At 57.6% G+C, this 25,638-nt stretch carries 19 protein-coding genes; 8 read left to right on the top strand and 11 right to left on the bottom strand.

The window, feature by feature from the left end; translation table 11 throughout:
* Nucleotides 1-8 precede the first annotated feature (8 nt).
* The 5 genes from FAES_RS26470 to nfi all read right to left on the bottom strand — a co-directional run bounded on the left by FAES_RS26470 (nucleotide 9) and on the right by nfi (nucleotide 8,349).
* On the bottom strand, nucleotides 9-5,249 hold the full coding sequence (locus FAES_RS26470) for a DUF11 domain-containing protein (RefSeq protein ID WP_015334275.1): 5,241 nt from the start codon (nucleotides 5,247-5,249) through the stop codon (nucleotides 9-11).
* Nucleotides 5,250-5,384: 135 nt separating this feature from the next.
* On the bottom strand, nucleotides 5,385-6,446 hold the full coding sequence (gene rlmN, locus FAES_RS26465) for a dual-specificity RNA methyltransferase RlmN (protein WP_015334274.1): 1,062 nt from the start codon (nucleotides 6,444-6,446) through the stop codon (nucleotides 5,385-5,387).
* A 72-nt stretch (nucleotides 6,447-6,518) separates the two neighbouring features.
* Entirely contained in the window at nucleotides 6,519-7,052 is a 534-nt protein-coding gene (locus FAES_RS26460; RefSeq protein WP_015334273.1) for a CvpA family protein, read from the bottom strand.
* A gap of 112 nt (nucleotides 7,053-7,164) precedes the next feature.
* The gene (locus FAES_RS26455) at nucleotides 7,165-7,611 is read right to left on the bottom strand and encodes a GatB/YqeY domain-containing protein (RefSeq protein ID WP_015334272.1); all 447 of its coding nucleotides are present in this window, start codon (nucleotides 7,609-7,611) and stop codon (nucleotides 7,165-7,167) included.
* A gap of 48 nt (nucleotides 7,612-7,659) precedes the next feature.
* A complete protein-coding gene (gene nfi / locus FAES_RS26450; protein ID WP_015334271.1) occupies nucleotides 7,660-8,349 on the bottom strand; it encodes a deoxyribonuclease V in 690 nt (229 codons plus the stop codon).
* 73 nt (nucleotides 8,350-8,422) lie between these two features.
* Between nfi and FAES_RS26445 the strand changes: the two genes are divergently transcribed.
* The 5 genes from FAES_RS26445 (at nucleotide 8,423) to FAES_RS26425 (ending at nucleotide 15,983) form a co-directional block, all read left to right on the top strand.
* Nucleotides 8,423-8,863: a hypothetical protein gene (locus FAES_RS26445; protein ID WP_015334270.1), complete on the top strand. Its 441-nt coding sequence runs from the start codon at nucleotides 8,423-8,425 to the stop codon at nucleotides 8,861-8,863.
* Between the two features lie 98 nt (nucleotides 8,864-8,961).
* Complete coding sequence (locus tag FAES_RS26440; RefSeq protein ID WP_015334269.1) at nucleotides 8,962-11,934, top strand: excinuclease ABC subunit UvrA; 2,973 nt, start codon at nucleotides 8,962-8,964, stop codon at nucleotides 11,932-11,934.
* Between the two features lie 169 nt (nucleotides 11,935-12,103).
* Nucleotides 12,104-12,751, top strand: coding sequence for an NAD(P)-dependent oxidoreductase (locus FAES_RS26435; protein ID WP_015334268.1), 648 nt, complete (start codon nucleotides 12,104-12,106; stop codon nucleotides 12,749-12,751).
* A gap of 107 nt (nucleotides 12,752-12,858) precedes the next feature.
* Entirely contained in the window at nucleotides 12,859-15,216 is a 2,358-nt protein-coding gene (locus FAES_RS26430; RefSeq protein WP_015334267.1) for a choice-of-anchor X domain-containing protein, read from the top strand.
* An 86-nt stretch (nucleotides 15,217-15,302) separates the two neighbouring features.
* On the top strand, nucleotides 15,303-15,983 hold the full coding sequence (locus FAES_RS26425) for a type 1 glutamine amidotransferase domain-containing protein (RefSeq protein ID WP_015334266.1): 681 nt from the start codon (nucleotides 15,303-15,305) through the stop codon (nucleotides 15,981-15,983).
* Nucleotides 15,984-16,112: 129 nt separating this feature from the next.
* Here FAES_RS26425 and FAES_RS26420 read toward each other — a convergent pair whose 3' ends face one another.
* The 5 genes from FAES_RS26420 to rfbC all read right to left on the bottom strand — a co-directional run bounded on the left by FAES_RS26420 (nucleotide 16,113) and on the right by rfbC (nucleotide 21,398).
* Nucleotides 16,113-17,669 (bottom strand): DHA2 family efflux MFS transporter permease subunit, encoded by a 1,557-nt coding sequence (locus tag FAES_RS26420; protein WP_015334265.1) that lies wholly within the window; start codon nucleotides 17,667-17,669, stop codon nucleotides 16,113-16,115.
* A 143-nt stretch (nucleotides 17,670-17,812) separates the two neighbouring features.
* A complete protein-coding gene (locus FAES_RS26415) occupies nucleotides 17,813-18,922 on the bottom strand; it encodes an HlyD family secretion protein (protein ID WP_015334264.1) in 1,110 nt (369 codons plus the stop codon).
* A gap of 19 nt (nucleotides 18,923-18,941) precedes the next feature.
* Nucleotides 18,942-20,273 (bottom strand): TolC family protein, encoded by a 1,332-nt coding sequence (locus tag FAES_RS26410; protein WP_015334263.1) that lies wholly within the window; start codon nucleotides 20,271-20,273, stop codon nucleotides 18,942-18,944.
* A 1-nt stretch (nucleotide 20,274) separates the two neighbouring features.
* Entirely contained in the window at nucleotides 20,275-20,706 is a 432-nt protein-coding gene (locus FAES_RS26405) for a MarR family winged helix-turn-helix transcriptional regulator (RefSeq protein WP_041259528.1), read from the bottom strand.
* Between the two features lie 146 nt (nucleotides 20,707-20,852).
* Nucleotides 20,853-21,398: a dTDP-4-dehydrorhamnose 3,5-epimerase gene (gene rfbC, locus FAES_RS26400; RefSeq protein WP_015334261.1), complete on the bottom strand. Its 546-nt coding sequence runs from the start codon at nucleotides 21,396-21,398 to the stop codon at nucleotides 20,853-20,855.
* Between the two features lie 89 nt (nucleotides 21,399-21,487).
* Here rfbC and pyrF point away from each other — a divergent pair, with 89 nt between their 5' ends.
* The 3 genes from pyrF (at nucleotide 21,488) to FAES_RS26385 (ending at nucleotide 25,069) form a co-directional block, all read left to right on the top strand.
* Entirely contained in the window at nucleotides 21,488-22,309 is an 822-nt protein-coding gene (pyrF, locus tag FAES_RS26395) for an orotidine-5'-phosphate decarboxylase (protein WP_015334260.1), read from the top strand.
* 96 nt (nucleotides 22,310-22,405) lie between these two features.
* Nucleotides 22,406-24,457, top strand: coding sequence for an OPT family oligopeptide transporter (locus tag FAES_RS26390; protein ID WP_374755365.1), 2,052 nt, complete (start codon nucleotides 22,406-22,408; stop codon nucleotides 24,455-24,457).
* A gap of 99 nt (nucleotides 24,458-24,556) precedes the next feature.
* A complete protein-coding gene (locus tag FAES_RS26385) occupies nucleotides 24,557-25,069 on the top strand; it encodes a DUF6265 family protein (protein ID WP_015334258.1) in 513 nt (170 codons plus the stop codon).
* A 27-nt stretch (nucleotides 25,070-25,096) separates the two neighbouring features.
* Here the strand turns inward: FAES_RS26385 and FAES_RS26380 are convergent, their stop codons facing one another.
* A complete protein-coding gene (locus FAES_RS26380) occupies nucleotides 25,097-25,624 on the bottom strand; it encodes a hypothetical protein (protein WP_015334257.1) in 528 nt (175 codons plus the stop codon).
* Between the last annotated feature and the right edge of the window lie 14 nt (nucleotides 25,625-25,638).

The following is a 25,638-nucleotide window of genomic DNA, read 5'->3' as shown; positions in this document are numbered from 1 at the left end:
CCGTTCTGTTAGAACGCCCGAATCTCGGCGATGGCTTCATCGTCTTCGCCGGGGCGGGTGCTACTGTTGTTGGGTGTTGAGTTAGGGTCTGCAACGGATGAATTCAAGATCTCGCTACTGAGGCGGCCCGAGGCCGTCGGGATCCAGTAGATAATTTTGGTTAGCGATTGGTTGGCGCCAACTTGGCCCATACTCATGGACAGGGAAGCGTTACCTCCAACCGAGAACCAGTTGTCGCCATCGGTGCTGAACGAGCCGTTAGGGATTGTAAGCGACGCGCGCACGTTGGTTGTCGGTAACCCGCCCCGGTTCTGAATTTTCAGCACCACCTGAATCGTGTCAGTCTTACTGGCTACTACGCGGCGACTGGTCCAGAGCATCAGACTTAGATCGGCTTTATTGGGAACGGGTGGGGGCTGATTCATGGCCACTGCGGGTAAGACACGGCCATTAGGATTGGGCGAAATCGCGTAGTAGCGAGTGGTGTCAGCGGTACGCCAGTCGGCCAGCGTCGCATCGTCTTCGCCGTCGGCCGTGCCTGTGCCAGGTTCGCTGTCAGGGTCAGGCGTGTCGCAGGCGCTCACCTCAACGGCGTTAACAAAAGCACCGGTACGTTTGGTCTTGATGCCAAAGCTAAGCGTCATCGACTGCCCAGCCGCCAACGTACCCACCGTGTAGCTGGTTGTGCTGACCCCCGAGGCGCTTCCGACGTAAGACGTACCGGCTGGCAGGCGATTGGTAAGCGCAAGCCCCTCGGCCGGATCAGGACCGGCGTTGTAGACCCGTACCGTCTGAATAATGACACTGTCTACACTGGTTTGGCGTTTGCTGACCCAGCTGCTAAGCGATACATCGGCGCCACCCACAAACACCCGGGCGAAGCCAGTTACCGTACCCAGGCCGCAACTATTGGCCACACTGACGACGGAATAGCTGGTGCTTCGGGCGGGTGCGACCGTCAGCGAGTAGGGGCTCTGGGTTGTGTTGGTGATGAGTTGCCCGGTCGACAGCGACAACGACCAGGGGGCTGTGCCCGCCAGACCAATGGCTAACGTGGTCGACTGCCCCGGCTGAATGAGGGTACGGCCCGCCAGTGTCGCCGACGCCGACTGCCCGAAGGTGATCGTTAACGCGTTTGATTCGGTAGTGCAACTGCCGTCTTCGTAGGCCACCGTATAAACGCCCGACTCGGTAGCGGCGTAATGGAAACTGTTGGCATTGTCGATGCGGACGCCGTTCCGCTTCCAGACGCTATAGGGCCCTTTCGATACGATCAGATCAACTGCCGAATTGGGACAGCGAAGCACGGCACCACTGGCTTCAATGACCGGTGGAGCGGGTTGGCCAATCGTCAGGGCCAAGGGAGCAGACACACCTCTACAGACGCCGTTGGTTACCGACAAGCTATACGTACCCGACGTGTAGATGGTTTGGTACGACTGATCACCGCTAGCGACTACCTGCCCGTTTCTCAGCCAGTAAAAGGAGGTGGTCCCTGAGCGGGGGTAGTCCTGGGTTGAGAGGTCGACGCTGGTGCAACGCTCGTTGCTGGTCAGTTTAGGCGTAATGGTCTGGCTGAATACCAGCGACACCGCCACGGCAGTAGCCGAACAACCGCCCGAGGTAGCCCGGAGTGTATACGTACCAGATGTCTTGGCTTCGTAGAACAGATCGGTTTCGCCCGGAATATCGACGCCGTTTCGCATCCATTGCAACGACTGATCGTAGCGTTTGGCATACAATGAGATGCCCTCACCGGTACAGGCGGTAGTGCTGCCGAACGAATAAAAGCCGGTAGCGAGCTGCGTACTTGTGGTTACTGATACTGGACTACTAACAGCCTTGCAACCACCCCGCAATACTTGCAACGCGTACACGCCCTCATCCGTCACGGTCAGGTCAGGCGTGGTTTGGCTAGCCAGTGGGTAGCCGTTGCGAAGCCATTGATACGCAGTGCTGTCGGGCTGGCGGGTAGCGTATAGCTGTACCGTATTGCTGCCACAAAGGGTAGGCGCTACGTCGCCCACCACGGCGATGGGAGAGGCGAGAATGGCCTTGCTAAACGTCAGGACAATGGGCGGGGCGGCTACCCCACATGAGCCTTTAGCGACGCTGTAGGTATAGGCGCCGGTTTGCGTGGCGGAGAAGATGGCCGAGGTGGCACCGGGGATCACTGCTTCGTTCCGGAACCACTGGTAGGCGGCCCGCTCGCCCAGGTAACTGGCTACCAGCGGTGCTTTCTGACCGGCACAGATGGGACCATCGTCGGGGGTGGGGTTCAGCACGATAGGGGCAGGGCTATCCGTTGCTTTTAGTAGAAAGCCATCGGCATTGGTGGCCGTGCAACCAAATTCGGTCACGGTAAAGCTGTACGTACCCGTCTGACTTGTTTTGAGCGTGGCCGATGTTGCCGCAGTTAGTACGGTTTCATCGACGGCCCAGCGGTAGGTAGCCGATGTCGAGAGCGGGCGGCCAGGTACGTTGGCATACAGGGTGGCCGTGTCGCCTACGCAGATGTAGCCGTCGGTAAACCGAATCAGCGCCAGGCGCGAATCGGCGGCATTGCGCCGATCCGCGATGTACGGTTGTTGCGTAAGCAAGTCGCTGATCGTCAGCGTCTGGCTGGCCATGGCCGTCAGGTTCAGGTCGGGTACGTCGAGGCGAAGGCGGTAACGGGTGCCATACGTCGCGCTGGCCGGCAGGGTGACTGACAAAGGGCTTGTTGTGCCACGGCCTACCAGCACACTAGTCGTGAAATTCCCCTGGGCATCGGATAGCCGAACCTCAAGTGGCGTACCGTTGCCGTTGACAAGCGTGAAAGGCACGGGCAGGGTGCTCCCGGCGCAAACCGACGTTTGTGCCAGGCGCCCTACGGTTAAGGTGGGTGACGCCGGGTTAGCAATGGCCCAGGCATTCGTTTCCCACACGCCCCGACCGTCGGTAGCAACCGCTACGCGCCCATCGGCCGCGCGATAAGCCAGTTGCACAGTGCGGATGGCAGGCATCGACCCGTTGCTGAGCGTCCAGCCGGGCGAGGTCGCCGTGATATCGTCGGTTGCCCAAAGGCCCAGTTCCGTAGCCAATAGTACCTGTTTGCGGTTGGCCGGGTTCATCAACACATCGTAAACGGGCAAGTCGGGCAGGCCCGAACCGCTGTCATCTTTGCTGGTCCAGGTGGTGCCGCCGTTGGTGGTATACCACACCGACTTGATGCCGTAGTTTGCCATGGTCACGATCAGTTCGTCGTTTGTCGCGCCTACGTCGATGCTGCTGATCGCGCTGTTGGCCGGAAATGCCCCCCGATCAATGGCCGTCACGACCATCGTCGACTGATTGGTGGCTGTCAGGCGGTAAAGCTTGGCGTCGATCGTCGCCACAAAAAGTGTATTGGGCAATGCGCCCACTTTCAGGGTCGTGGGTTGCGCCAATGTTGTCGAGAGTGCTTTGAAAACGGGATCAGCGGTGGGGCCGCTGGCCGAACCGAAGGTAGCGGTCAGGTAGTTACCCGCCCAATAGTAGAGTGTATTGGTCCGGCTGTCGTAATCAGACAGATCGTTGAGCGACGTATTGCCCGTGGCGAGGGAGGTCGACGTGTACGTCCAGTCGGCGGATTGGGCTGTATTCCGCCACAGGAAACCATCGCCGGGTGTCGTAGCCAGTTGCAAACCAGGTTCATCCTGATCGACATAAGGGCGCAAAGGATAGGCCTGATAACTGACCTGTGCCGCCGTTGCACTCCCCCCCGAAACCGGCATCTCCAACAGACCAGGTTCGCCACGGCTCCCAATCAACCGGTAAACGCTACCAGCTGAATTCCGCATGGCAACGCCATTGGCCGATAGCCCACCGAAGCCTTTGGTGCGCCCGTTTTGTGCATCGGTGAATCCCTGTTTCGCCAGTGTACTCATCACTGAAGCGTAACGAACGGCCACGTCGCCACCCCAGACAACCCGTTGGGTCGACGTTTGCAACATCGCCGTCGTCCGGTCGATAAATATACCCGCCGACCAAGTTTTGCCCGCATCAGTCGAGCGGTACAACTGGTCGTAAGCACTGATATTGATGGTATTGGCATCATCGGGGGCAATGTTCATCGTCAGGTAGTTATCCCCGAAACCCAGTGTAAAATCAATGCCCGAATAGTTGGCATTGACGGGTTTGGCAATGGTTACCCAAGTCTTACCGCCGTCGCCCGAACGACGTAGCCAGCGAGTTGTGTACCCTCCGTAGTTGTTGTCGTAGGCGATATTGATGGCGTAGATCGCCTCAACGCCTGGTTTCAATAGCGGACCTAGCGAAATTTCGGTGCGTACACCCGTGTAGGGCGCCGTTGAAGGAGGCGTTACCTCGGTCCACGACGTACCTGCCGTGGTGATTGAACGGAAAATGCGGCCTGTGCCAGTGGCGGCGTAGAGTAATCCATTACTGTGCATCTCCACGTCGGTCATACGGTCGTCGCCGTTGGTAACGGGCTGTGCGCCAATGTTTTGCTGGGGGGCCAGCGTAAATTGCCAGGAGGTGCCTCCATCAGCCGAGCGAACGAGGCCGTACTGGGTCGCGGCATACACAGCACTACCGCGCCCGACTACGAGTTTACTGACGCGCAGAAACGCCGACTGAAGCAGGCTGGTGCCACTAGTCGGAACGGTCGAACTGAGTCTGCTCCAGGTCGAGCCGCCGTTGGTCGATTTGTAGATGCCGCCGCCATCGGGGCCACCCAGGGTGCTGAGCAAATCGCCGGTCGCCGCGTAACGTACCTGCGGATTGGCCGAGTCGGCAGCTAGCGCCGACACAGCCCGGTTGTCCCAGCCATCGCTCACGCATCGCCAGGTGCTGTCGGCGCTGTTGATGTTGCCATTGACCCAAAGGCCCGCCGTGAGGCTGCCCGCCCATACTTTGCGGCCATTGGGGTCGAGTGGATCAACCAGGAAGGTGCGGATGGTGCCGGTCACGCCCTGAGGGCCGCGTTCGGTCCAGGTCATGGGCGCTGCCGCACGAGCCTGCCGTTGGCTGGCCAATTCCTCCCGGATACGATCGAGGCGTTCAACCGGGACCCGGCCCAGCGCGGGATCCTGGGTACGTTGGCGCTGCTGTCGCTCAATCACCCGCCGCAACGAATCGAGTTGCCTCGCGTTGCGCGTGACGAAAGGGTTGTTAAGCTGGGATTTTTGGGCTAGTGCCGAAACGGAAATGATCAGAAGAAGCAGAACCGTAGGCAGGCTGGGGCATAAACGTAAACGTACAGGCATACTTGGACAAAGCAGAGTTACCTGTGCTGCATCAAACTACATGCCCGACTCAGTAGATAGGGCAGTATATGCCCGTATTTTAATATTAAAATTCGTGGTCGAGTAACATAACGTGCCAATACTAGCCTCGACTGTTTACTTAATCTGCGCTTTTTCCTTGCCCGCCAGCTGCCCGCAGGCAGCGTCGATGTCTTTGCCTCGGCTTCGGCGGATGTTGACCGTAACGCCCCGATCGTCCAGATAACCCGCAAATTTGTCGAGCGTCTGGGGGTCGGTATTCTTGAAATTGGCCTCGGCAATGGGGTTGTATTCGATGATGTTCACCTTAGCCGGTACCTTTTTCGTGAACTCAAACAGCTCTTTGGCGTCTTGTATGGTGTCGTTGAAATGGTAAAAGACGATGTACTCAAACGTGACGCGGGTACCGGTTTTGCGGTAAAAGTAATTGAGTGCGTCGGCCAGGTTTGCCAGCGAATTGCTCTCGTTAATCGGCATAATCTGGTCGCGCTTCTGATCGTTGGCGGCATGCAGCGACAGCGCCAGATTCGTCTTTACGCCATCATCGCCCAGCTGCCGGATCATCTTGGCAATGCCTGCCGTTGAGATGGTGATCCGCTTGGGCGACATCCCCAGTCCGTCGGGCGATGTAATCCGGTCGACCGATTCCAGCACGTTCTTGTAGTTGAGCAGCGGCTCGCCCATGCCCATGTAGACGATGTTGGTAAGCGGGCTGCTGTAGGTCTCTTTCGCCTGCCGGTCGATTTCGACCACCTGATCGACGATCTCGGCGGCGGTGAGGTTCCGCTTGCGGTCCATGTAGCCCGTCGCGCAGAATTTGCAGGTCAGTGAGCAACCCACCTGGCTCGATACGCAGGCCGTCATTCTATCCTGGTCGTCGGTACGGAGCGCCGGAATCAGTACGCCTTCCACCAGGTTGCCGTCATACAGCTTAAACGACGATTTGATGGTGCCGTCGTTGCTGCGCTGCTCGGTGGCGACCGTCAGCGCGTTGATGGCAAAGTGCGCATCGAGTTTCTCGCGCAGGGGCAGGCCGAGGTTGCTCATCTGCCCAAACGACCGCGCCGCTTTCTTCCAGAGCCACTCCTGTACCTGCTTGGCCCGGAAGGCCGGTTCACCGTTCTGTTTGAACCACTCGGTCAACTGCGCCGGGCTATATGTACGAATATCCTGTTTCATTTCGTGAAGAGCGAAAGGATGACTACTTGAATGGTCAACAAGCTGAGCAAGCACCGAGCGTTGGCTGCTCGTTCACTCGGTCAGGCGTTCACGCTTCAAGCGCCGACCGGCTTCCAGTCCTTTAGGCATCCAGACCGTCGCTACGTTCATCACCTTTGGCGCCACAGGGCGCAGCAGCGGGTACATGAAACTGTCGCGGGTTTGGTTGGGCGGCATCCTGACGTTCATAAAGCTGAACAGCCATAAGATCGTACTAATTCCAAAGACCCACGTGAAGATGCCCACCGCCGCACCGGCGAGGCTGTCGAACGTACCCAACAGGGTATAGCGCAGGCTCCGGCGCAACGAATAACCCATGCGGTTGATCATGAACACGACCGGGAAGAAAATGACCGAGAAGCCCAGCCAGGGCAGAAACTTCCGGGCCAGTTCGCGGCTGATGTAGGGGGCCAGCAAGTCGATACCGAACTGTAGGAATTTGAAGCCAATAATCAGGGCCACCACGAAGGCAAGAATCGCCACGATCTCGACCAGCAGCCCTTTGCGGTAGCCATTGTAGGCCCCCCAAATGAGCGGAATCAGGATCAGAATGTCGAGGGTAGCCATGAGCGAAATGTATAATGAACAATGTACGATGAACAATGCGGTCCGCCGGGGGCGCCTGGCTGTTGCGGGGTGATTACGTAGTCATTGTGCATCGTACATTGTTCATTATACATTACAACAAGCTCTTCACCATCGCCGAGATGGCTTTGCCTTCGGCCTGGCCGGCGAGCGCTTTCGAGGCCGCGCCCATCACTTTGCCCATGTCGCCGGGTCCGGTGGCACCCACCTGCGCGATCAGTTCCTGCACTTTAGCGCGCAGTTCGTCTTCCGATAGTTGCTTGGGCAGGTAATTCGAGATCACGGCGATTTCGGCTTCTTCCGTGGCCAGCAGGTCCTCGCGACCCTGTTGGCGGTAGATGTCGGCTGAGTCGCGGCGTTGTTTCACGGCTTTCGATAGTAGCTTGATTTCGTCGTCTTTCGAGATCGTGCCGGTGGCGCCTTCCTTCGTTTCTTCGAGCAAAATCATGCTTTTTATGGCCCGCAGCGCCCGGAGGCGATCCTGTTCCTTGGCGCGCATGGCGTCTTTAATATCAGCGTCGATTTGTTCTTTCAGTGTCATCAGGGTAGTTGATTGAATGAATAGGCAAAGGTACGTCGGTTTTTAGACCTATTGGGCCTGGTCGGATAAGTTGGCCCGGCGCACGGCATTGACCAGATTATGCGCCCGGCGGGTTGGTTCGGGAAGGCGATAACCACCATCACAACGTAACATGAGGTCGATGCTCGTTTCGAGGTCGATCAGATGGCCGGGCGAGACATAGACGGGATTGATCCGGTTTTTGGTGCGTAGCGCCGCGCCGATCACCTCACCCCGGTGCAGCATGGGCGACCACGCGCCGCGTTCGGGAGCCGGTTCGTCGTAGCGGCCTACCAGCACCGACTTACCGCAGCCCAGTGTAGGGCGGTCGAGGAACAAACCGGCGTGGGTGGCAATGCCCATACGGCGTGGGTGTGCGATGCCGTGCCCATCAAACACGACCACGTCGGGCATCACGGTTAGTTTATCCCAGGCTTCCAGCAGGGCGGGGATTTCGCGAAACGATAGCAGGCCCGGTACGTAAGAGAAGCTCGTGGTGGTGATAGCGGTGGCCTCGGCGATGGTTTCGAGCGTATCGAGGCGTAGCACGACAATGCCCGCATAGACCGTCTCTTCAAACTTGTTAAACGAAATATCGCAGCCCGCGATGGTTTCGGGGGGCTGTGACAACGGCTGGATACGTACCTGATGCCGCAATTGCTGTTGCAGCGCTACGGCTGCTTCGGGGCTGTCGGGCCACGCGTGGAGGGGAGTGAGCATGAGAAAGTTAGCTGCCTGATTTGTCGCGTTTCGTGTCTGTTTATTTACATTTGATAGCTAGCTCGTTACGCTTATGTATTTCCCTATCAGTTCGCCGTCAGTTGTACAAGAGGATTATGGTGTTTGGGCACCTATTGATCACCAGCGCGTTATTTCACTGCTAACAATCGGCTTAGGGGTAATGTACCACCGGGAGAAAACGATCACACTCGAACCGCTCCCCGAAACGATGCTGGATGAAGGTAAAGCAAGCCTGGTGCCCGACGTTTCATTGCGCGATAATCAGACCGATCAAACGCCGATTATTATTGAAGTGTGCCACACAAATGGGCTCAAGGCTGATCTACGCAAAGTGATTCAACTCATCGATGACGATTTGTATGGTATCCGTGAAGGCTTTGTGTACAACTATAAAACTACGGAATGGTTGCGATACCGCTTTGGCGATGGTGGCCTGACAAGTGCTTCGTCGTATTCGATTATTCTTGGCTTGGATTTGGCCAGCCTCCTGTAAGTTTATCCACCCATCGTTGTATTATAACTCAAACATAATCGAACCTACCGGCTTGTAATTCCGTTGGAAACAAGATAGCCCATCTGCTAGTCCAACGCATGAGTCAACAAGCCGAAGCCGACGTTCAGCCCGTTCTTTCCACTGGTACCCTGAATGGGTCGGTTGATCAGTTAGACCCCAAACAGTTCATTATCATCAAGGGGGCGAAAGTCCATAATTTAAAGAGCCTCGATGTCGCCATTCCGCGCAACAAGCTGGTGGTTGTCACGGGGTTGTCGGGGTCGGGCAAGTCGTCGCTGGCCTTCGATACGCTCTTTGCCGAAGGGCAGCGCATGTACGTCGAGAGCCTCAGCAGCTACGCCCGGCAGTTTCTGGGCCGGATGGAAAAACCTGAGGTCGAGTACATCAAGGGGGTTTCGCCAGCCATCGCCATCGAGCAGAAAGTGACGTCGCGCAACCCGCGCTCGACCGTGGGTACGTCGACGGAAATCTACGATTACCTCAAGCTATTGTATGCCCGCGTCGGTATCACCTACTCACCCGTTTCGGGTGGGGTGGTCAAGAAAGATACCGTCACCGACGTGGTAAATTTCATCTTCGCCCAGCCCGAAAGCCAGCGGGTGATGGTGATGGCACCGCTGCACCTGCGCGAAGACCGCCCCCTGACCGCCGAGTTGAAAATTCTGCTGCAAAAAGGCTACACGCGGCTGGTCTCGGAGGGGCAGGTGCTTCAAATCGAGGATGTGCTTGATGGCCCAGCCGATGCGCAGCTACCCGCTAACGACTTGTACATCCTCATCGACCGGGGAACGGTGATTCTGGATGAAAACGGCCAACCCGACGAAGACACGCAGTACCGCTTCTCCGATTCGGTACAAACGGCCTTCAACGAGGGCGAGGGTGCCTGCCGCGTCGATGTGGTGGGCGTCGAGGTGCGCGATTTCTCCGACCGGTTTGAGCTGGACGGGGTCGCCTTCGAGGAGCCGAGTGTCAACCTGTTTACGTTTAACAACCCCTACGGGGCCTGCCGCCGCTGCGATGGGTTTGGAAAGGTGCTGGGGATCGACCCCGACCTGGTCATTCCCGACAAAAACCTGTCGGTGTTTGAAGGGGCGATTATGCCCTGGCGGAGCGAAAAGATGAGCGAGGAGTTTTTGAAACCGCTGCTGCGCAACGGCATTCGGTTCGACTTCCCCATTCATCGGCCCTACAAAGAACTGTCCCGCGAACAGCAGGAGGTGCTTTGGACGGGTAACCAGTATTTCAACGGCTTGAACGATTTCTTCTCGTTTGTCGAAAGCCAGACGTTTAAGGTGCAGTACCGCGTGATGCTGTCGCGCTACCGGGGCAAGACCACCTGCCCGGAGTGCCGGGGCTCACGCCTCCGCCGCGATGCCAGCTTCGTGAAAGTGGGCGGCAAGTCGATCACCGATCTGGTGCTGATGCCCATCGCGCAGACGGCGCAGTTCTTCCGCACGCTTGCGTTGCCCGAAGGCGATCGTAAAGTGGCCGACCGGATTCTGGTCGAGATTCAGAATCGGCTCGATTATATGGAGCGCGTTGGGCTCGGTTACCTCACGCTCAACCGGCTGACCAACAGCCTCTCGGGTGGCGAATACCAGCGGATCAAGCTGGCAACATCGCTCGGTTCGGCGCTCGTAGGGTCGATGTACATCCTCGACGAACCCAGCATCGGGCTGCACCCGCGCGATACGCAGCGGCTCGTGAGCGTGCTGGAAACCCTCCGCGACATGGGCAACACCGTGATTGTGGTGGAGCACGAAGAAGAAGTGATGCGCGCCGCCGATCAGATCATCGACATCGGCCCCGAAGCCGGTTCCGGTGGCGGTCACCTCGTGTTTCAGGGAACATGGGAGGCTATCGCCTCAATGATGAATGATGAACGCAGAACGATGAATGAAACTGCTAATGGTGAAGCAACTACGCCTACTAAGGCCCATTCATCATTCATCACTCATCACTCATCATTACACTCTCATACCCTCGATTTCCTCACCGGTCGGGAGACGGTGCCGGTGCCGACGTTCCGGCGGAAACCGACGCACTGGATCGAACTGAAAGGCGCGCGCGAAAACAACCTTAAAGACGTCGACGTGCGCTTTCCGCTCAACACAATGGCGGTCGTGACGGGCGTGTCAGGATCGGGTAAATCGACGCTCATTCGGAAGGTGCTCTACCCGGCGCTCAGTCGCATAAAAGGCGAAGGGGGCGAAGAATCGGGGAAATACACCGAGCTGACGGGTTCCGTGGACCGGGTTGCGGCGATCGAGATGATCGACCAGAATCCCATCGGCAAATCGAGCCGATCGAACCCCGTTACCTACATCAAGGCCTACGATTACCTCCGGCAGGTAATGGCCGATCAGGCGATTTCGAAAGCGCGCGGCTACAAACCCAGCCAGTTTTCGTTCAACGTCGACGGCGGGCGCTGCGAGGTGTGTCAGGGCGAAGGCGAGGTAAAAGTCGAGATGCAGTTCATGGCTGATATTTACCTCAAATGCGAAGGCTGCGGCGGCAAACGCTTCAAGCAGGAAACGCTGGAGGTGACATTGGGCGATAAGAACGTGTCGGATATTCTGGACATGACCGTCGACGAGGCCATCGACTTTTTCCGGAAAGTCGAGCCGAAGATGGTCGATAAGCTACTGCCGTTGCAGGAGGTGGGCCTGGGCTACATCGGCCTGGGGCAGTCGGCCAATACGCTGTCGGGCGGTGAAGCGCAGCGCGTGAAGCTGGCGTCGTTCCTGACTAAGGGCAATCCCAACAAAGGCAAGACGCTCTTCATCTTCGACGAACCCACCACCGGCCTGCATTTTCACGACATCCGTAAGCTGCTGAAAGCCATCAACGCGCTGGTCGATCAAGGCGATTCGGTGATCATCATCGAGCACAATATGGAGGTGATCAAATCCGCCGACCACATCATCGATTTGGGCAAAGAAGGCGGCGACGCGGGTGGGTACGTTACCTTCACCGGGACGCCCGAAGAGATGACCAAACTCGATGAAGGTGTCAGCTATACGGCTGATTTCCTGAAAGGGAAAGTCTAGTGTAAAGGCCAATGATCAAGGTCCAGGTGGCAAACCGCTTGGACCTTGATCATTGGCCTTTATTTTTACCCCATTAAACGCTGCTAACCATAACGCCGCCCGCTCAGCGTGCCCTCGACGGTACCGGGAGCGGTTTGTCTGATTGTTCCATCATCAGCTGGTTAGCCGTATGCATACCAATTCACAACCAACCATTTCTAGTCTGGGCGGTGCCGGGAAAGCCGGGCGGCCCCTTGTGCAGGAAGCCCTTCGCACGGGATACCGCGTTCGCCTGTTGCTTCGCCAGCCCGAGTCATTTCCGATCCGGGACCCTAATCTCACGATCCTGCCGGGTGATGCCCGCGATGGAGATGCGCTCCGCGAATTGCTGACGGGCAGTACGGCCCTGCTGAGCACGCTGGGCCACCCGAAGGGCGAAACGCTGCCCATTACCTCCGCCGTTACCCGTGGCATTATCGCCGCAATGGCGCAGGCGGGCATCAGCCGGTATGTGGTCGTGTCGAGCCTGTTCGATACGGGGCAGGAACCCCTCGACGGCCCGACTCGCGCCGCTGCCAACTTTATGGAGCAGCACTTCGGAGCTATGATGGCTGACCGCCGGGTTGAGTACGGGTTGCTGCACGACAGCCCCCTCAACTGGACGTATGTGCGCGTCCCTCGCATTGTGCCCGAGGCCAAATCGGCTGGGTACGTTGTAGGGGCGCATCACCTGCCTGGCCAGCAGATTGCGGGTGTTGATCTGTCCCGTTTCCTGCTCGATCAACTCACCGATCAGACCTATAGTCGGCAGGCGCTGTTTGTCGCGAGTCGATCGTAAGTAGCCAGCCCGGTTGGCGATCTGTTCGGGTCGCTGACCGGGCTTTTGCAAAACGGTATATTTTCACTGACTAACTGCTTTAGATCCAGTCAAATTCGTTTTGCTGCATGAAACAACTGCTACTATCCGCCCTCTTCTTTCTGCACCTGATCACTGCCTTACAGGCGCAGTCTACGACAAGTTGCCACAACGATCTGGCGCAGATGGTTACCATCAACAAACCGTTGGCGGGTGAACGTATCGTCCGGTATGCGCTGACGCCGAGCGTGGTTCCGATCAACAGTACGCAACAGGTCCTGCTTGAGGTGACGACGGCAGGACAACCTACCGAGTTGCGCATGGTTAATGAAACCACGCAGACGACGGTAACGCTGAACGACAACGGTAGCAACGGCGATAAGAAAGCCAAAGACGGCATCTTTTCGGCCAACATCGCGCCGCCGGCTGGTAAATGGGCCGAGCCTTTCTTTGGGTTTATCCGCCTGTTTGTGGGCACCACGCAGAGCTCGCAGGTCAACGGGTTCATTCTGCTACTCCCCGCCGACGTACCCGTTGTTACGCCCAGAAAAATCGACAACAACACCCAGTATTCGGATTACGTCTTCAACATCGTCGTCCCGTCGACGATCAGCACCCCGGCCGATAATGACCGGCAGGCCTATACAAAAACCTTCTACAAGTACCACGCCGACGAGTTTGATTTTATCAATTACGTGCTCGTGCCCGGCTTTCTAGACAACCGCTATCACGCCACGATCAACAACACCGTGCAGGGTATTGGCTTCGGTACCGGGCCTGCCAACGGCGGTGCTCCGTTTGGTAGCGCGGGGCGGCTGATCGGCTACAATCAGTTTCCGCTGCCCAGCCTATTCGACGGGGCCAATCAGGGCTACATCCACGAAGTAGCGCATCAGTGGATTAACCAGTCGAGCAAAAGCTTTTTGAAAGATGGGGTTCCGCATTGGCCTATCTCCAACTTGGCTACGGCCGTGATGGGCTACAGCGGCGGTGCCACCAGGCAGGGCAGTAATTTCAACTACAACTTCGTGGACCTTGGCGATAGCTGGAGGCTGGATTACAACCCTAAAACGGTTGAAGGCGGCTATAACGACTGGGAGCTGTACATGATGGGGTTACTGGCACCCGCCGATGTAAAACAGACCGCCGTGATCTTCAAAGACCAAACCAACGTACCTGCGGGCGGTACATTCCCTAAAACGGCGTTCAATACCTACAGCATCAACGACTTTATCGCCATCGAAGGCCCACGGGTGCCCAACGCCACGCAAAGTCAGAAACGGTACGCCATCGCCTCTATCGTGCTGTCGGAAAGCCTGCTTACGCCCACCGAAATGGCTTACTACGATTACATGGCCAAACGCGCCGAGGGTCGGGTAGCGATGCAAACAACCGAGGGCTTGATCTCATACATGGGCAAGCCATTTCAGGTGGCTACGGGCGGGCGCGCCACGCTGCGGGCGTTGCTCAACACCAACGTCAACTGTGCCAACGTACCCACGCGCCCTACCATCGGCGTCAGCGGGGGGACGACCTTTTGCGCGGGCAGTTCGTCGGTACTGGTAGCGCCCCAAAGCGATACGTACATCTGGTACCTCAACGGCGCGCCCCTGCCCGACCGGACCGCCTCACTGACGGTAACGCAGGCAGGCAGCTACGCCTTGTCGGTACGGAATGCGGCCGGGTGTAACAGCCTTATTTCCAATGAAGTCGTGATCGCCAACAGCCCGGCGCCAGCAACGCCCGCGGTAACCGTAGTAGGCAGCGCGTCGGTCTGTGCGGGTTCGGCGGTGTCGTTGAAAGCCGATGGTGCAGAAGTTAGCTACCAGTGGCTGCTCAACGGAGCCCCCATTGCGGGGGCCGTGTCGTCGACGTATTCAGCCACGGCCTCGGGCAACTACACCATCACGGCGCGCAACGCCAGCGGCTGTGTCAGTGCCGCTTCATCGCCCGTCGCCGTTAGTATCAACGCCATTCCGGCCAAACCGACCATCACCGCCACGGCCAATGGCCTGACATCGAGCAGCCCTACGGGCAATCAATGGCTTTTGAATGGAGTAGTGATTCCGAACGCGACCGGCCCGACGTTCACCAACACGGCTCCGGGTACGTATGCCGTGCGCGTAACGACCAACGGCTGCACCACGGTGTCCGATGCGTTGGTGCTGACGGCCAGCGAACCAGCATCGATCGTGAGTCTGCGGCACGTACCCAACCCGGCGGGTCAGATGGCCTACATCTCGTTTACGCTGCCGAGTGCGCGGGCGATCTCGCTGCGGCTGCTGAGCAGTTCAGGTACGTTGGTCAAGACGCTAGCCGAAGGTATGTACCCGGCGGGTTCGCACCGGATCGGGGTGGATACGGGCACCTGGCCGGCGGGTTTATACCTGTATCGGCTCGACACCGGCGACTACAGCCAGACCAACAAACTGATGGTAACGCGCTAATCTTGACGGGGTAAGACGGGGCGGCGGTTTGCCCCCTCCGCCGTTATGCTGTAACTTTCGCCGTTGCCTATTGAACACGCCTTGCCATGAAAGCATTGATCGTTTGTACGAGTCACGCCGATTACCCGACCAAACCCCAGAAGACAGGCCTTTGGCTCAGCGAGGCTACGCATTTCTACGACGAATTGCAGGATCGAAACATCCAGTTCGACTTTGTAAGTCCGCAGGGTGGGCCGATTCCGCTCGATCAGCGCAGCGTCGAATCGCGCGACAACACGAACGATAAATGGACGCATAATCCGGTGTTCGCCGAAAAACTGGCCAATTCGCTCCGGCCCGATCAGGTACGTGCCGCCGATTACCAGATTATCTACTTCACGGGCGGGCACGGCACCATGTGGGATTTCCCGAACAACGAAGCCTTACAGGCCATTACGCGCCACGTCTACGAACATGGCGGCATGGTAGCGGCGGTTTGCCACGGCGTGGCGGGATTGCTCAACGTGACACTCTCTGACGGAACGCCCTTCCTGAAAGACAAGCAGGTAACGGGCTTTTCCAACATGGAAGAAAAGCTCGTCCGGCTCGACGGGGAGGTGCCGTTTCTGCTGGAGGACGAATTGAAAAAACGCGGCGCGGTCTACAGCAAATCGCTGATTCCGTACATGCCGCACCTGGAAGTAGACGAACGCCTCATCACGGGCCAAAACCCACTCTCCGCCCGCAAAGTCGGCCGGAAAGTGGTGGAAGAGATGTTTGAAAAGTAAAAGAGTCTGGAAAGTCGGATAGCAAAGAAGTCCGTAGTCTGGATAGTCGTTGTGTGAGAATGCGTAAGCAACACCCAAACGACTATCCAGACTACGGACTTCTTTGCTATCCGACTTTCCAGACTACCCTTATTCCATCGCCATCTCGACGTGGGCCGGGGCTTCGATCTTCTTACCGATGAAGAGCAATAGCAGCGGCACGCAGACGAGGAAAAAACCACCGATAATTAGGAAGGCGTCGGCATAGGTCATCACCAGCGCCTGTTTCACCACCGACCCTTGCAGCAGCCGGTAGGCCTTACTGGTGGCTGTTACCAGCGCATCGCCTTTCGACAGAAACAGTTGCGTGTATTGCCGCAGCCGATCGGCCGAGAGCGGGTTGTAAACCGAGATGTTATCCCCCAGCCGTGAGCTGTGAAATACCGTCCGGGTCGAGATGTAGGTCGTCATGATGGCCGTACCGAACGTACCGCCCAACTGCCGGATGGTGTTCGATAGCGCCGATCCCTGCGGAATCTCAACCGGCTTCAGGTCGGCCAGCGTCACGGTCGTTAGGGGAATGAAGATCAGCCCCATACCGATACCCCGGACAATGAGCGGCCAGAAGAAATAATCGGGGCCCGCTTCCAGGCTGATGAACGACAGGTCGAAACAAAAGCCGAAGAACATCAGGAAACCGATCCCGGCATACACGATGGGCGAGGTGAAATTCTTCCGCAACAACCCACCCACCACGGGCATCATCAGGCCGGTGGCAATGGAGCCCGGCATCAGCAGCAACCCGGTTTGGCTCGCCGTGAACCCCAGAATGGTCTGGCAGAAAACCGGGATGATGAACACCGACGCAAACAGCCCGAAGCCCAGAATGAAGTTGAACAACGTACCCACCGCGTAGCGTCGCCGCCGGAGCAGCCGCAAATCGAGAATGGGGATGTCGACGGTCAGTTGCCGCCAGATGAAGCCGACGATGCACAGCACGGCGGCGGTAGTCATGAGGGTGATAAAGCGCGAATCGAACCAGTCGTTTTCCTGCCCTTTCTCCAGAATGATCTGCAACCCGCCAATGCCCACGGTGAGCATGATCAGCGCCAGCCAGTCCATACTCCCTGCTGCCACTTTCTCCGCCGGTTCTTTAATGTAGGCGTAGGTCATCACCGTAGCCAGGATACCGAACGGAATATTGATGTAGAACACCCAGTTCCACGAGAGGTTATCGGTGATGTAACCACCCAACGTAGGGCCGATCGACGGCCCGATAATTACGCCCATCCCGAAGATGGCGTTGGCGATACCAATGTCTTCCTTCGGAAACGTCTGAATCAGAATGGATTGGGCCGTGGTGAGCAAACCGCCCCCGCCGATACCCTGTAAGACCCGGAAAAAGACCAGTTCCCACACGTTGGTCGACAGCCCGCAGAAGACCGATGCAATCGTGAAGACGACGATCGAGGCCGCGAAGTAATTGCGCCGCCCCAGTTTGGCGCTGAGCCAACCCGACATCGTAATCATCACCGCACTGGCCGCCGCGTAGCCCGTTACCACCCAGCTAATGTCGCCCAGCGATGCGCCGAGGTTCCCCATCATCTGGTTCAGCGTCACGTTGACGATGGACGAGTCGATGGTTTGAAGCAGGGCGGCCGTCGTCACTGTCAGGACAACGACCCATTTATCAAAGCCTAATTTCATGGTTGAACTGTCATTAAGTGGTCATTTGGCTTCGCCGTCATTCGTAGTCATTGATGGTCATTCGTAGTCATTCATTGTCATTGGTCGTAAAAACAATGAATGACTACGAATGACCATCAATGACGCCGAAGGCAAATGACTCTTTACTTCTGAATATCCACGGCCACGGTTGCGCTCATGCCGGGGCGCAGGCGGGCAAACAGGGGACTGTTTTTGTCCAATTCGATCCGTACCGGAATCCGCTGTACCACTTTCACGTAGTTACCCGTGGCATTGTCGGGCGGCAGCAGCGAGAATTTGGCGCCCGTGGCACCGGCAAACGAACCAATCCGGCCCGTGAATTTCTCGCCGTCGAAGGCATCTACTTCGATGTTAACCTGCTGGCCGGGCTGCATCTGCCCCACCTGCGTTTCCTTGAAGTTGGCCGTTACCCATAGGTTGTCGTTGCCAACTACCGAGCACAGCGCCTGCCCCGCCTGAATGAGCTGACCCACCTGCACCGACCGCTTCGAGATCACACCCGACGCCGGTGCCCGCACAATCGTGTACGACAATTGCAGGTTGGCCAGGTCGAGTTCGGTTTGTCGTTGCTTGATGGTGGCCTGCACGACCGAGATCTGGCTTTCTGTGGCCCGGCGCTGCGAGCTGGTTACCCCCGTTTGGGTACCCGCCGCCGCTACCTGTGCCTGCGCCGTCTGGAGCTGCGCCTGAGCGGCCTGTACCTGCGCCTGCGCGGCATCGCGCTCGGCCTGTACGGCGTCGAACTGTTGCTGCGGCACCGTTTTTTCGGCTAACAACCGGCTGTACCGGTCAAAATCCTGGCTCGCTTTGCGGGCGCGGGCCTGCGCGGCGGCCAGATTGGCCTGCGCCGTAGCGACCTGGTTGCGGGCCGTTTGCACGGTTGCCTGCGAACTCTGAATGGTAGCGGCAGCCACGTTCACCTGCGACCGGCTCACGCCAACACCGGCCTGTGCACTTTGCAGGGCGGCTTCGGCCTGCGCGACCCGGATGCGGTAATCGGCATCGTCGATCACGAACAGCGTATCGCCTTCGTGCACAAACTGATTATCCTTGAAGCGAATGGCTTTTACGTACCCACCCACTTTAGGCGTCACGGGGTCGACATCGCCATCGATCTGAGCGTCGTCGGTGGTTTCATAACGTTGCAGGTACCGAAATTCACTGTACCCGAAGAAAAGCGCAGCGACCAGAATGATAACGCCCCCCACCCGGAGCAATAACTTGGTATTCATAATGTTGTATTGGAAACGGTTAATTAAGGTTGATGCCACTCGCTTTTAGGAGCCGTTGGTAAGCCAGTTGGGCGTCGACGGTGGCGTTGATCACGTTGAGTTGGGCCTGAATCAGGAAGCTATCGGCTTCAAGCAGGTCGGTTGAGCCAACCAGCCCGTTGCGGAACCGTGATTCGGCAAGGCGGTAGTTCTCCTGGGCCTGATCCACTGCCGTGCGGATCACCGTCTGCTGCTCAAGCGCCAGTTGGTAGTTGTTATAGGCCGTCACCACCTCCGACCGGATCTGATCGGTCTGCTGCTGCCCCGCGATCGTGGCCTGATCGATTGCCGTTTTGGCCGTGTTCAATCGGCCTTTCATATTATAGAGCGACCCGATGTTGTAGCTGATCCCGGCCCCCACGTTCCAGGCACTGATAAACGAATTGCCTTCTGGAATGACCCGCGCCGACGGGTTGATGTAGTTGTAGCCCGCCGACACACCCAGGTGCGGATACATGGCGCTTTTTACGGTACGAAGCTGCGCATCGGCCGCCTGCACGCGGAGATTGTTGGCCTGTACTTCGGGACGTACCTGAACCGCTTTCGTCAGGAAATCACTCATCGGAGCGAGTGTCGTAGCGGGGTTGCGCAGAGTCGTGTCGACCGAGATGGGTTGATCCTCGGGTTGGCCAATCAGCAGCCCGAAGTTGTACAGGGCTGTCTGCCGCGATTTCTCGACCTGCTGTCGGCTCAGTTGGAGGTTGTTGCGCTGAAGCTGAATCTTCAACACTTCGTTGGCCGTCACGACGCCTTCTTTCTGCAAATTTTTGGCTTCGCGCTCCCGCTCATCGAACTGCCGGATGTTCTGTTCGATCACCGCCGTCGACCGGATCAGCTTCACAATGTTGTAATAGGCTTCCGTGACGGTGTAGACCAGCTCTTCCCGGTTCCGCTGCGCATCGAGTTTGCTGGCCTGCGCCAGTAGGTCAGCCGAGAGCTTCGCCGATTTTTCGGCAAACCCACCAAAGACTTCTTTGCTGACCGTTACACCACCGATGGTAGCGGGAAACGACCCCGCCGGAATGCCAAACAGCGGCTTGCCGTCAGAACCCTCCCCGAAGGCAAACGGGCCCGTCAGGCTGTAGCGCGAATAGGCCAGCGAAGCGGTGGCCTGCGGCAGGTTGCGGTCTTTCACTTCCTGCGCCCGGGCCTGCGCGGCGGCGGTGCGCGAGTCGGCCAGTTTAAGGCCTTTGTTGTTTTTCAACGCGAGTTGGATGGCCTGATCCAGCGGCAACACCTGAGGCGCGGGTTGGGCCAGGGCCCCGCCAACGCTCAGGCCCCACAAGCTCAGGCCAACAAGGTACTTTTTCATCTTACTTGGTACGAATTTTAGTCAGGAGTGTATTCAGGGTATTCACTTCATCGTCGGTCAGGTGACTGACGACCGCTTCAAAATCATTGAACTCGACGGCCACCTTCTCCACAAACTGATTGGACTCGGCTGTAAGTCGCAGATTCACGCGGCGGCGGTTGTCGGGGTCGACTTCGCGCACCACCAGGTTCTTTGCAACGAGCCGGTCGATCAGTCGGGTCAGGTCGGGGTTTAGGTCGTTGAGCTTCTCTTTGAGTTCACCGGCCGTCAGGCTGTTGGGGTAAACTTCAGAGAGCCGCCGAAGCGTCACGTACTGCTGAACGGAGAGATCGAACGGCGCCAGTTTCTGCGCGAAATAGTTGACGATATAGCCATCCGTTTTGTGCAGGTTGGCGATAAGTCGGTGATATTCATTGCGATAAGGCTTATTCATGACGGCTGATGGGCTGGTAAAGGTATAACCCATAGTTGTTTAAACGAATTTCGTTTAAACGAAATTTAATGCAATTATAAGATCAGCCACCCATGGCGCCAGATCGGGCAACAGGTGGCTGATGGAAAAGCGGGCCGTAAAAAAAATTAGATCACCACGTGGGGGAACAGCGTCCGGAACGTGGGCAGAATCTGGTCTTTTTCTGATACGTTGGGGTTAGTAATGCCCCAGTCGATGTTCAGGTCGGGGTCATCCCAGCGGATGCCGCCTTCAGCGGTTTTGTTATACACATTGGTGCATTTGTAGCTGAAAATGCTGTCTTCCAGCGCCACAAAACCGTGCGCAAAGCCTTCCGGAATCCAGGCCATGTTGGCCATTTTGCCGTCGAGCAGGAAGGTCTCGTACTGGCCAAACGTGGGCGAGTCGGGCCGCAGGTCAACGGCTACGTCGAGTACCTGCCCCGTAATGACCCGTACCAGCTTGCCCTGCGCGAAAGGCTCATTCTGGAAATGCAGCCCGCGCAGCACGCCTTTGGTCGAGAACGATTGGTTATCCTGCACAAAATCCATCGGCAGGCCCAACGACGTGAACAATGTCTTGTTGTATGATTCGAAAAAATGGCCGCGCTCGTCTTCGAAAACGCGGGGAATCAATTCAATAAGGCCGTCGATGGCCGTTTGACGCACTTGCATGTGAAGTTGTTTCGATGCTGAATAAGGAGCAAAAATAGACTTCCGCCGGGTACGTTCGTACTTTTGGCCCACCGCAATTGATTAAAAGCATGAATTATCAGGCACTTTCGGCACTCATCAAGGCAAAAAAATCCTACCTCTGCGTGGGGTTGGACACCGATATTCAGAAACTCCCATCGCACTTGCAGCATGAGCCCGATCCTGTTTTTGCGTTCAATAAGGCCATAATCGACGCTACCGCCCCCTATGCCGTGGCCTACAAGCCCAACATCGCCTTCTACGAAGCGCAGGGACCACGCGGTTGGGAAAGCCTGCAAAAAACCCTCGACTATATTCCCGACGACTGCTTCACCATCGCCGACGCCAAACGGGGCGACATCGGTAACACGTCGGGGCTATACGCGCGGGCGTTTTTTGATAAATCGGCGGCCGGGCTCGACTTCGACGCCGTGACGGTAGCGCCCTACATGGGCCATGACTCGGTGATGCCCTTTTTTGATTACCCCGGCAAGTGGGTGATCCTGCTGGCCCTGACGAGCAACCCCGGCAGCGCCGATTTTCAACGGCAGTCGGTCGACAACGACACGCAGGAACTGTTCGAGACGGTCATCGAGAAAGCCAATACCTGGGCTTCGCACGAGCAACTGATGTTTGTGGTGGGGGCTACGCAGGCCGAGCAACTGTGCCGCATCCGCGAACTGGCCCCGAAGCATTTTCTGCTGGTGCCGGGTGTGGGCGCGCAGGGCGGTTCATTGGCCGATGTCTCGAAAAATGGCCTGACGCCCGACGGTGGCCTGCTCGTCAACGCGTCGCGCAGTATTCTCTACGCCTCATCGGGTACCGATTTCGCCGAGGCGGCCGCCGCCGAAGCCCGCGCTATTCAGCAGGAAATGGCAACGTACCTGGTTTAAAGTACAAAGTCCAATGTCCAAAGTTGGTAGGAGTGCAACAGATTACGGGTTTGCATCCCAACTTTGGACATTGGACTTTGTACTTTAAACGAACCACTGCCTTTGCCTTTCATCCCTGCTTCCGAATCACCGGCTGAGCTATCGCTCAAAGCCATCCTGGTGGGTGCCTTTTTCGGTGTCCTCTTCGGCGCCGCCACCGTTTACCTCTCGCTCAAAGCCGGGTTGTCCGTATCGGCATCCATCCCGATTTCGGTGCTGGCTATTTCGCTCGGCCGCCGGTTTCTGGGCACCACCATTCTCGAAAACAACATTATCCAGACCACCGGCTCAGCGGGGGAGAGTATTGCCTCGGGCGTGGTATTTACCATGCCGGGTTTTTTGTTTCTGACCGAGGGCGCTGGCACTGACTTCTTCAACTACTGGACGATCCTGACGCTGGCGATCATCGGCGGGCTGGTGGGTACGTTGATGATGGTGCCGCTGCGCCGGTCGCTGATCGTGGATGAACACGACACCTTGCCCTATCCCGAAGGCACAGCCTGCGCGTCGGTGCTGATTGCCGGTGAACGCGGTGGCGACTTCGCCCGGACGGCCTACCTGGGGCTGGGCGCGGCGTTTCTGTATGCCGCTCTGCAAAAAGTGTTGCATATCGTGGCCGAGGTGCCGGTCTGGGCCACCAAGCAAACCAATCGCTTTTTTCCGTCGGCGCAGGTCGCGGGCGAAATCACCCCGGAGTACTTGGGAGTCGGCTACATCATCGGGTTCCGCATTTCGGCGGTGCTCGTGGCGGGTGGTTTCCTGGCCTGGCTGGGTCTGATTCCGCTGCTGGCGTCGCTGGTGCCGGGCGAAACCATTGCCCTACAACTGCAAAAACTCGGTTACCTCGACGACCTGACCAAAGCGGGTGGCCCCGGAGGCTGGAACCCCGCAACCCAATCGTTTACCGACACGGCGGCGGCGGTGTACCGGGCCTACATCCGGCAGATTGGGGCGGGTGCCGTTACGGCGGGCGGGTTCATGACCCTGCTGAAAACCATCCCGACCATCGTGTCGTCGTTTCGGTCATCGATCAGCAAGGGCGACACTAAAACGGCTACTGGCCCGGTACTGCGGACGGATCTGGAACTGAGCGGCCGTACCGTCGTGATTGGCTGTCTGGTGTTAGTGGCGATCATGGTGCTGCTGCCACAGATTCCCGGCGACACGTACCTGACCAAGCTGCTGATTGCCATTCTGGTGCTCGTATTCGGCTTTTTCTTCGTCACCGTCGCCAGCCGGATCGTTGGGCTGATCGGGTCGAGTTCATCGCCGGTGTCGGGGATGACCATCGCCACCATCATGGGTACGGCCCTGATTTTCATTGGTATCGGCCTGACGGGACGTACCTACGAACCGGCGGTGCTGGTGGTGGGCAGCCTGATCTGCGTAGCGGCAGCCAACGCGGGCGCTACCTCGCAGGATTTGAAAACGGGCTATCTGGTGGGGGCCACGCCCCGCGCGCAGCAATTGGCCTTGTTTGTCGGCGTTGTTGTCTCGTCGATTGTCGTTGGCGCTACTGTAAAACTGCTCGACACGCCCACGCCTGATCTGGTGGCGCAGGGGATTACCCACGCCATCGGCTCCGACCGCTACCCCGCGCCGCAGGGTACGTTGATGGCGACGCTCATCAAAGGCCTGCTATCGTTTAACCTCGACTGGCAGTTTGTGCTGGTAGGGGCCGTGCTGGCCTTCGTGTTTGAACTGGTGGGCATCAGTGCGCTGGCCTTTGCCGTGGGGCTGTACCTGCCGCTGTCGACCACGTTGCCCATTTTCGCGGGTGGTTGCGTCAAGGCCTTCATTGATTGGCGGACGAAAAAGTTTATCGTGAAGCATTCGGGCGCACCGCTGGAAGAAGAAACGGAAGAAACCGATGACCTGAGCAAAGGCAATCTGTTTGCCACGGGCCTGGTGGCGGGCGGGGCACTCGCGGGCGTGCTGGTCGCGGGGCTATCGGTCAACGAAGGGGCATTCCGGGCGTTGTCGAGCCTGTCGCTCGAACCGGCGCTGGCGGGCGCGCTGGGCGAAGGTGGCTATATGCTGCTGGGTACGTTGGCGTTCGTCGCGTTGGCCCTGACACTGGGTCGCGTGGGCCTGAGCAAACCCGAGTAGACTAAAATTCTCACTTTTTCGTACTGCCCGACTTACCACCTTAAGGCAAGCTTGCCTTAAGGTGGTAAGTCGGGGCCTGATTTGCCTTTTACTGATCAGATGAAAACGATTCCAACTTTATTACTGGCGCTGCTGCTGAGCAGTACGACACTCCTTACGGCCGCTGCGCAAACGGCCCCATCGAAAAGCGGTTCGCTGGCCGACGTTGCTTTGCTGGAAGGCCATTGGCTGGGTACGTATAACGGCGGGCCCATTGAAGCGTCCTGGACGGCGCCGGCCAGCGACAACATCATCGGGTTTATCCGCATGATGAAGGACAACAAACCGGCGCTTTACGAACTGTTTGTCTTCGAGCAGACGGAGCGCGGGCCGGTGGCGATGGTCAAGCATTTCAAACCCGGTATGATCGGGGTCGAGGAAAAAGACAAGTCGGATCGCTATGCGTTTATCAGTGCACAGAAAAATCAGGCGCTGTTCGAGAAAGAAGACGGCTCGATTCGCATCATCTACGAACGTCGGTCGCCCACGCAACTCGTCATTCAACGCGGGCAGCAGAAAGACGGGCAATGGGCCTTCAGCGACCTGTTTATCTTCAATCAGGTACGTAAGTAGGCTACTGACGTGTGCGGTTAGCGGGAGTCATCGCCTATACACTCGCTTTAAGTTGGTTAGCCAGGTGCTATATTCCTGTTCGTGAGCGGGGTGCATGCAACCGTATCGGGTTGCCCGTTGCAGGTAAGGATAAAAGGCCGCCATCTTATCATAATCACCTCGGGCGTGCCACGCAATGATATATGCTTTGTAGCCGAGCTGCCGCTTCGGGTCATCACAAGGCCAGCCGAAGCGATGGAGAATTTTCAGCAAAATCGCCTGATTGCTCTGGTCGTTGATGGTCATCAGCCGTCCCGCTTTTTGTGCTGCCTCGTCTTGCCTGCTCATATCGGAACCGAGCTCGCTACGGTATTGCTGATCGATCACATGCATGCGCTCGATGATCTGATTGCATTGCTCTCTGGATAGGGTATTGACGTTGATCGACGAATCGAGTTGGGGGCGGTAAACAAACCGCGAGGCGAGGTTTTCTACCAGGGTATGGCTGGTTTGGACCTGGCAATACCCGGCTTGGGTCAAGATCAACAGCAGAAAAAGATGGGTAGCGCGACGCATTGTCGAGTTCGTAT

The organism is Fibrella aestuarina BUZ 2 (assembly GCF_000331105.1).
Classification (GTDB): domain Bacteria; phylum Bacteroidota; class Bacteroidia; order Cytophagales; family Spirosomataceae; genus Fibrella; species Fibrella aestuarina.
Note: the sequence above shows the minus strand (reverse complement) of the source record. Positions and strands in the feature narration are given on the sequence as shown.

What these genes read in the sequence shown, in the direction of transcription:
- FAES_RS26405 (WP_041259528.1), bottom strand. Translation starts at nt 20,706, where the DNA reads ATGAATAAGCCTTATCGCAATGAATATCACCGACTTATCGCCAACCTG.
- nfi (WP_015334271.1), bottom strand. Translation starts at nt 8,349, where the DNA reads ATGCTCACTCCCCTCCACGCGTGGCCCGACAGCCCCGAAGCAGCCGTA.
- FAES_RS26435 (WP_015334268.1), top strand. Translation starts at nt 12,104, where the DNA reads ATGCATACCAATTCACAACCAACCATTTCTAGTCTGGGCGGTGCCGGG.
- FAES_RS26425 (WP_015334266.1), top strand. Translation starts at nt 15,303, where the DNA reads ATGAAAGCATTGATCGTTTGTACGAGTCACGCCGATTACCCGACCAAA.
- FAES_RS26455 (WP_015334272.1), bottom strand. Translation starts at nt 7,611, where the DNA reads ATGACACTGAAAGAACAAATCGACGCTGATATTAAAGACGCCATGCGC.
- FAES_RS26385 (WP_015334258.1), top strand. Translation starts at nt 24,557, where the DNA reads ATGAAAACGATTCCAACTTTATTACTGGCGCTGCTGCTGAGCAGTACG.
- FAES_RS26430 (WP_015334267.1), top strand. Translation starts at nt 12,859, where the DNA reads ATGAAACAACTGCTACTATCCGCCCTCTTCTTTCTGCACCTGATCACT.
- FAES_RS26470 (WP_015334275.1), bottom strand. Translation starts at nt 5,249, where the DNA reads ATGCCTGTACGTTTACGTTTATGCCCCAGCCTGCCTACGGTTCTGCTT.
- rlmN (WP_015334274.1), bottom strand. Translation starts at nt 6,446, where the DNA reads ATGAAACAGGATATTCGTACATATAGCCCGGCGCAGTTGACCGAGTGG.
- FAES_RS26420 (WP_015334265.1), bottom strand. Translation starts at nt 17,669, where the DNA reads ATGAAATTAGGCTTTGATAAATGGGTCGTTGTCCTGACAGTGACGACG.
- FAES_RS26445 (WP_015334270.1), top strand. Translation starts at nt 8,423, where the DNA reads ATGTATTTCCCTATCAGTTCGCCGTCAGTTGTACAAGAGGATTATGGT.
- FAES_RS26440 (WP_015334269.1), top strand. Translation starts at nt 8,962, where the DNA reads ATGAGTCAACAAGCCGAAGCCGACGTTCAGCCCGTTCTTTCCACTGGT.
- pyrF (WP_015334260.1), top strand. Translation starts at nt 21,488, where the DNA reads ATGAATTATCAGGCACTTTCGGCACTCATCAAGGCAAAAAAATCCTAC.
- rfbC (WP_015334261.1), bottom strand. Translation starts at nt 21,398, where the DNA reads ATGCAAGTGCGTCAAACGGCCATCGACGGCCTTATTGAATTGATTCCC.
- FAES_RS26410 (WP_015334263.1), bottom strand. Translation starts at nt 20,273, where the DNA reads ATGAAAAAGTACCTTGTTGGCCTGAGCTTGTGGGGCCTGAGCGTTGGC.
- FAES_RS26380 (WP_015334257.1), bottom strand. Translation starts at nt 25,624, where the DNA reads ATGCGTCGCGCTACCCATCTTTTTCTGCTGTTGATCTTGACCCAAGCC.
- FAES_RS26460 (WP_015334273.1), bottom strand. Translation starts at nt 7,052, where the DNA reads ATGGCTACCCTCGACATTCTGATCCTGATTCCGCTCATTTGGGGGGCC.
- FAES_RS26415 (WP_015334264.1), bottom strand. Translation starts at nt 18,922, where the DNA reads ATGAATACCAAGTTATTGCTCCGGGTGGGGGGCGTTATCATTCTGGTC.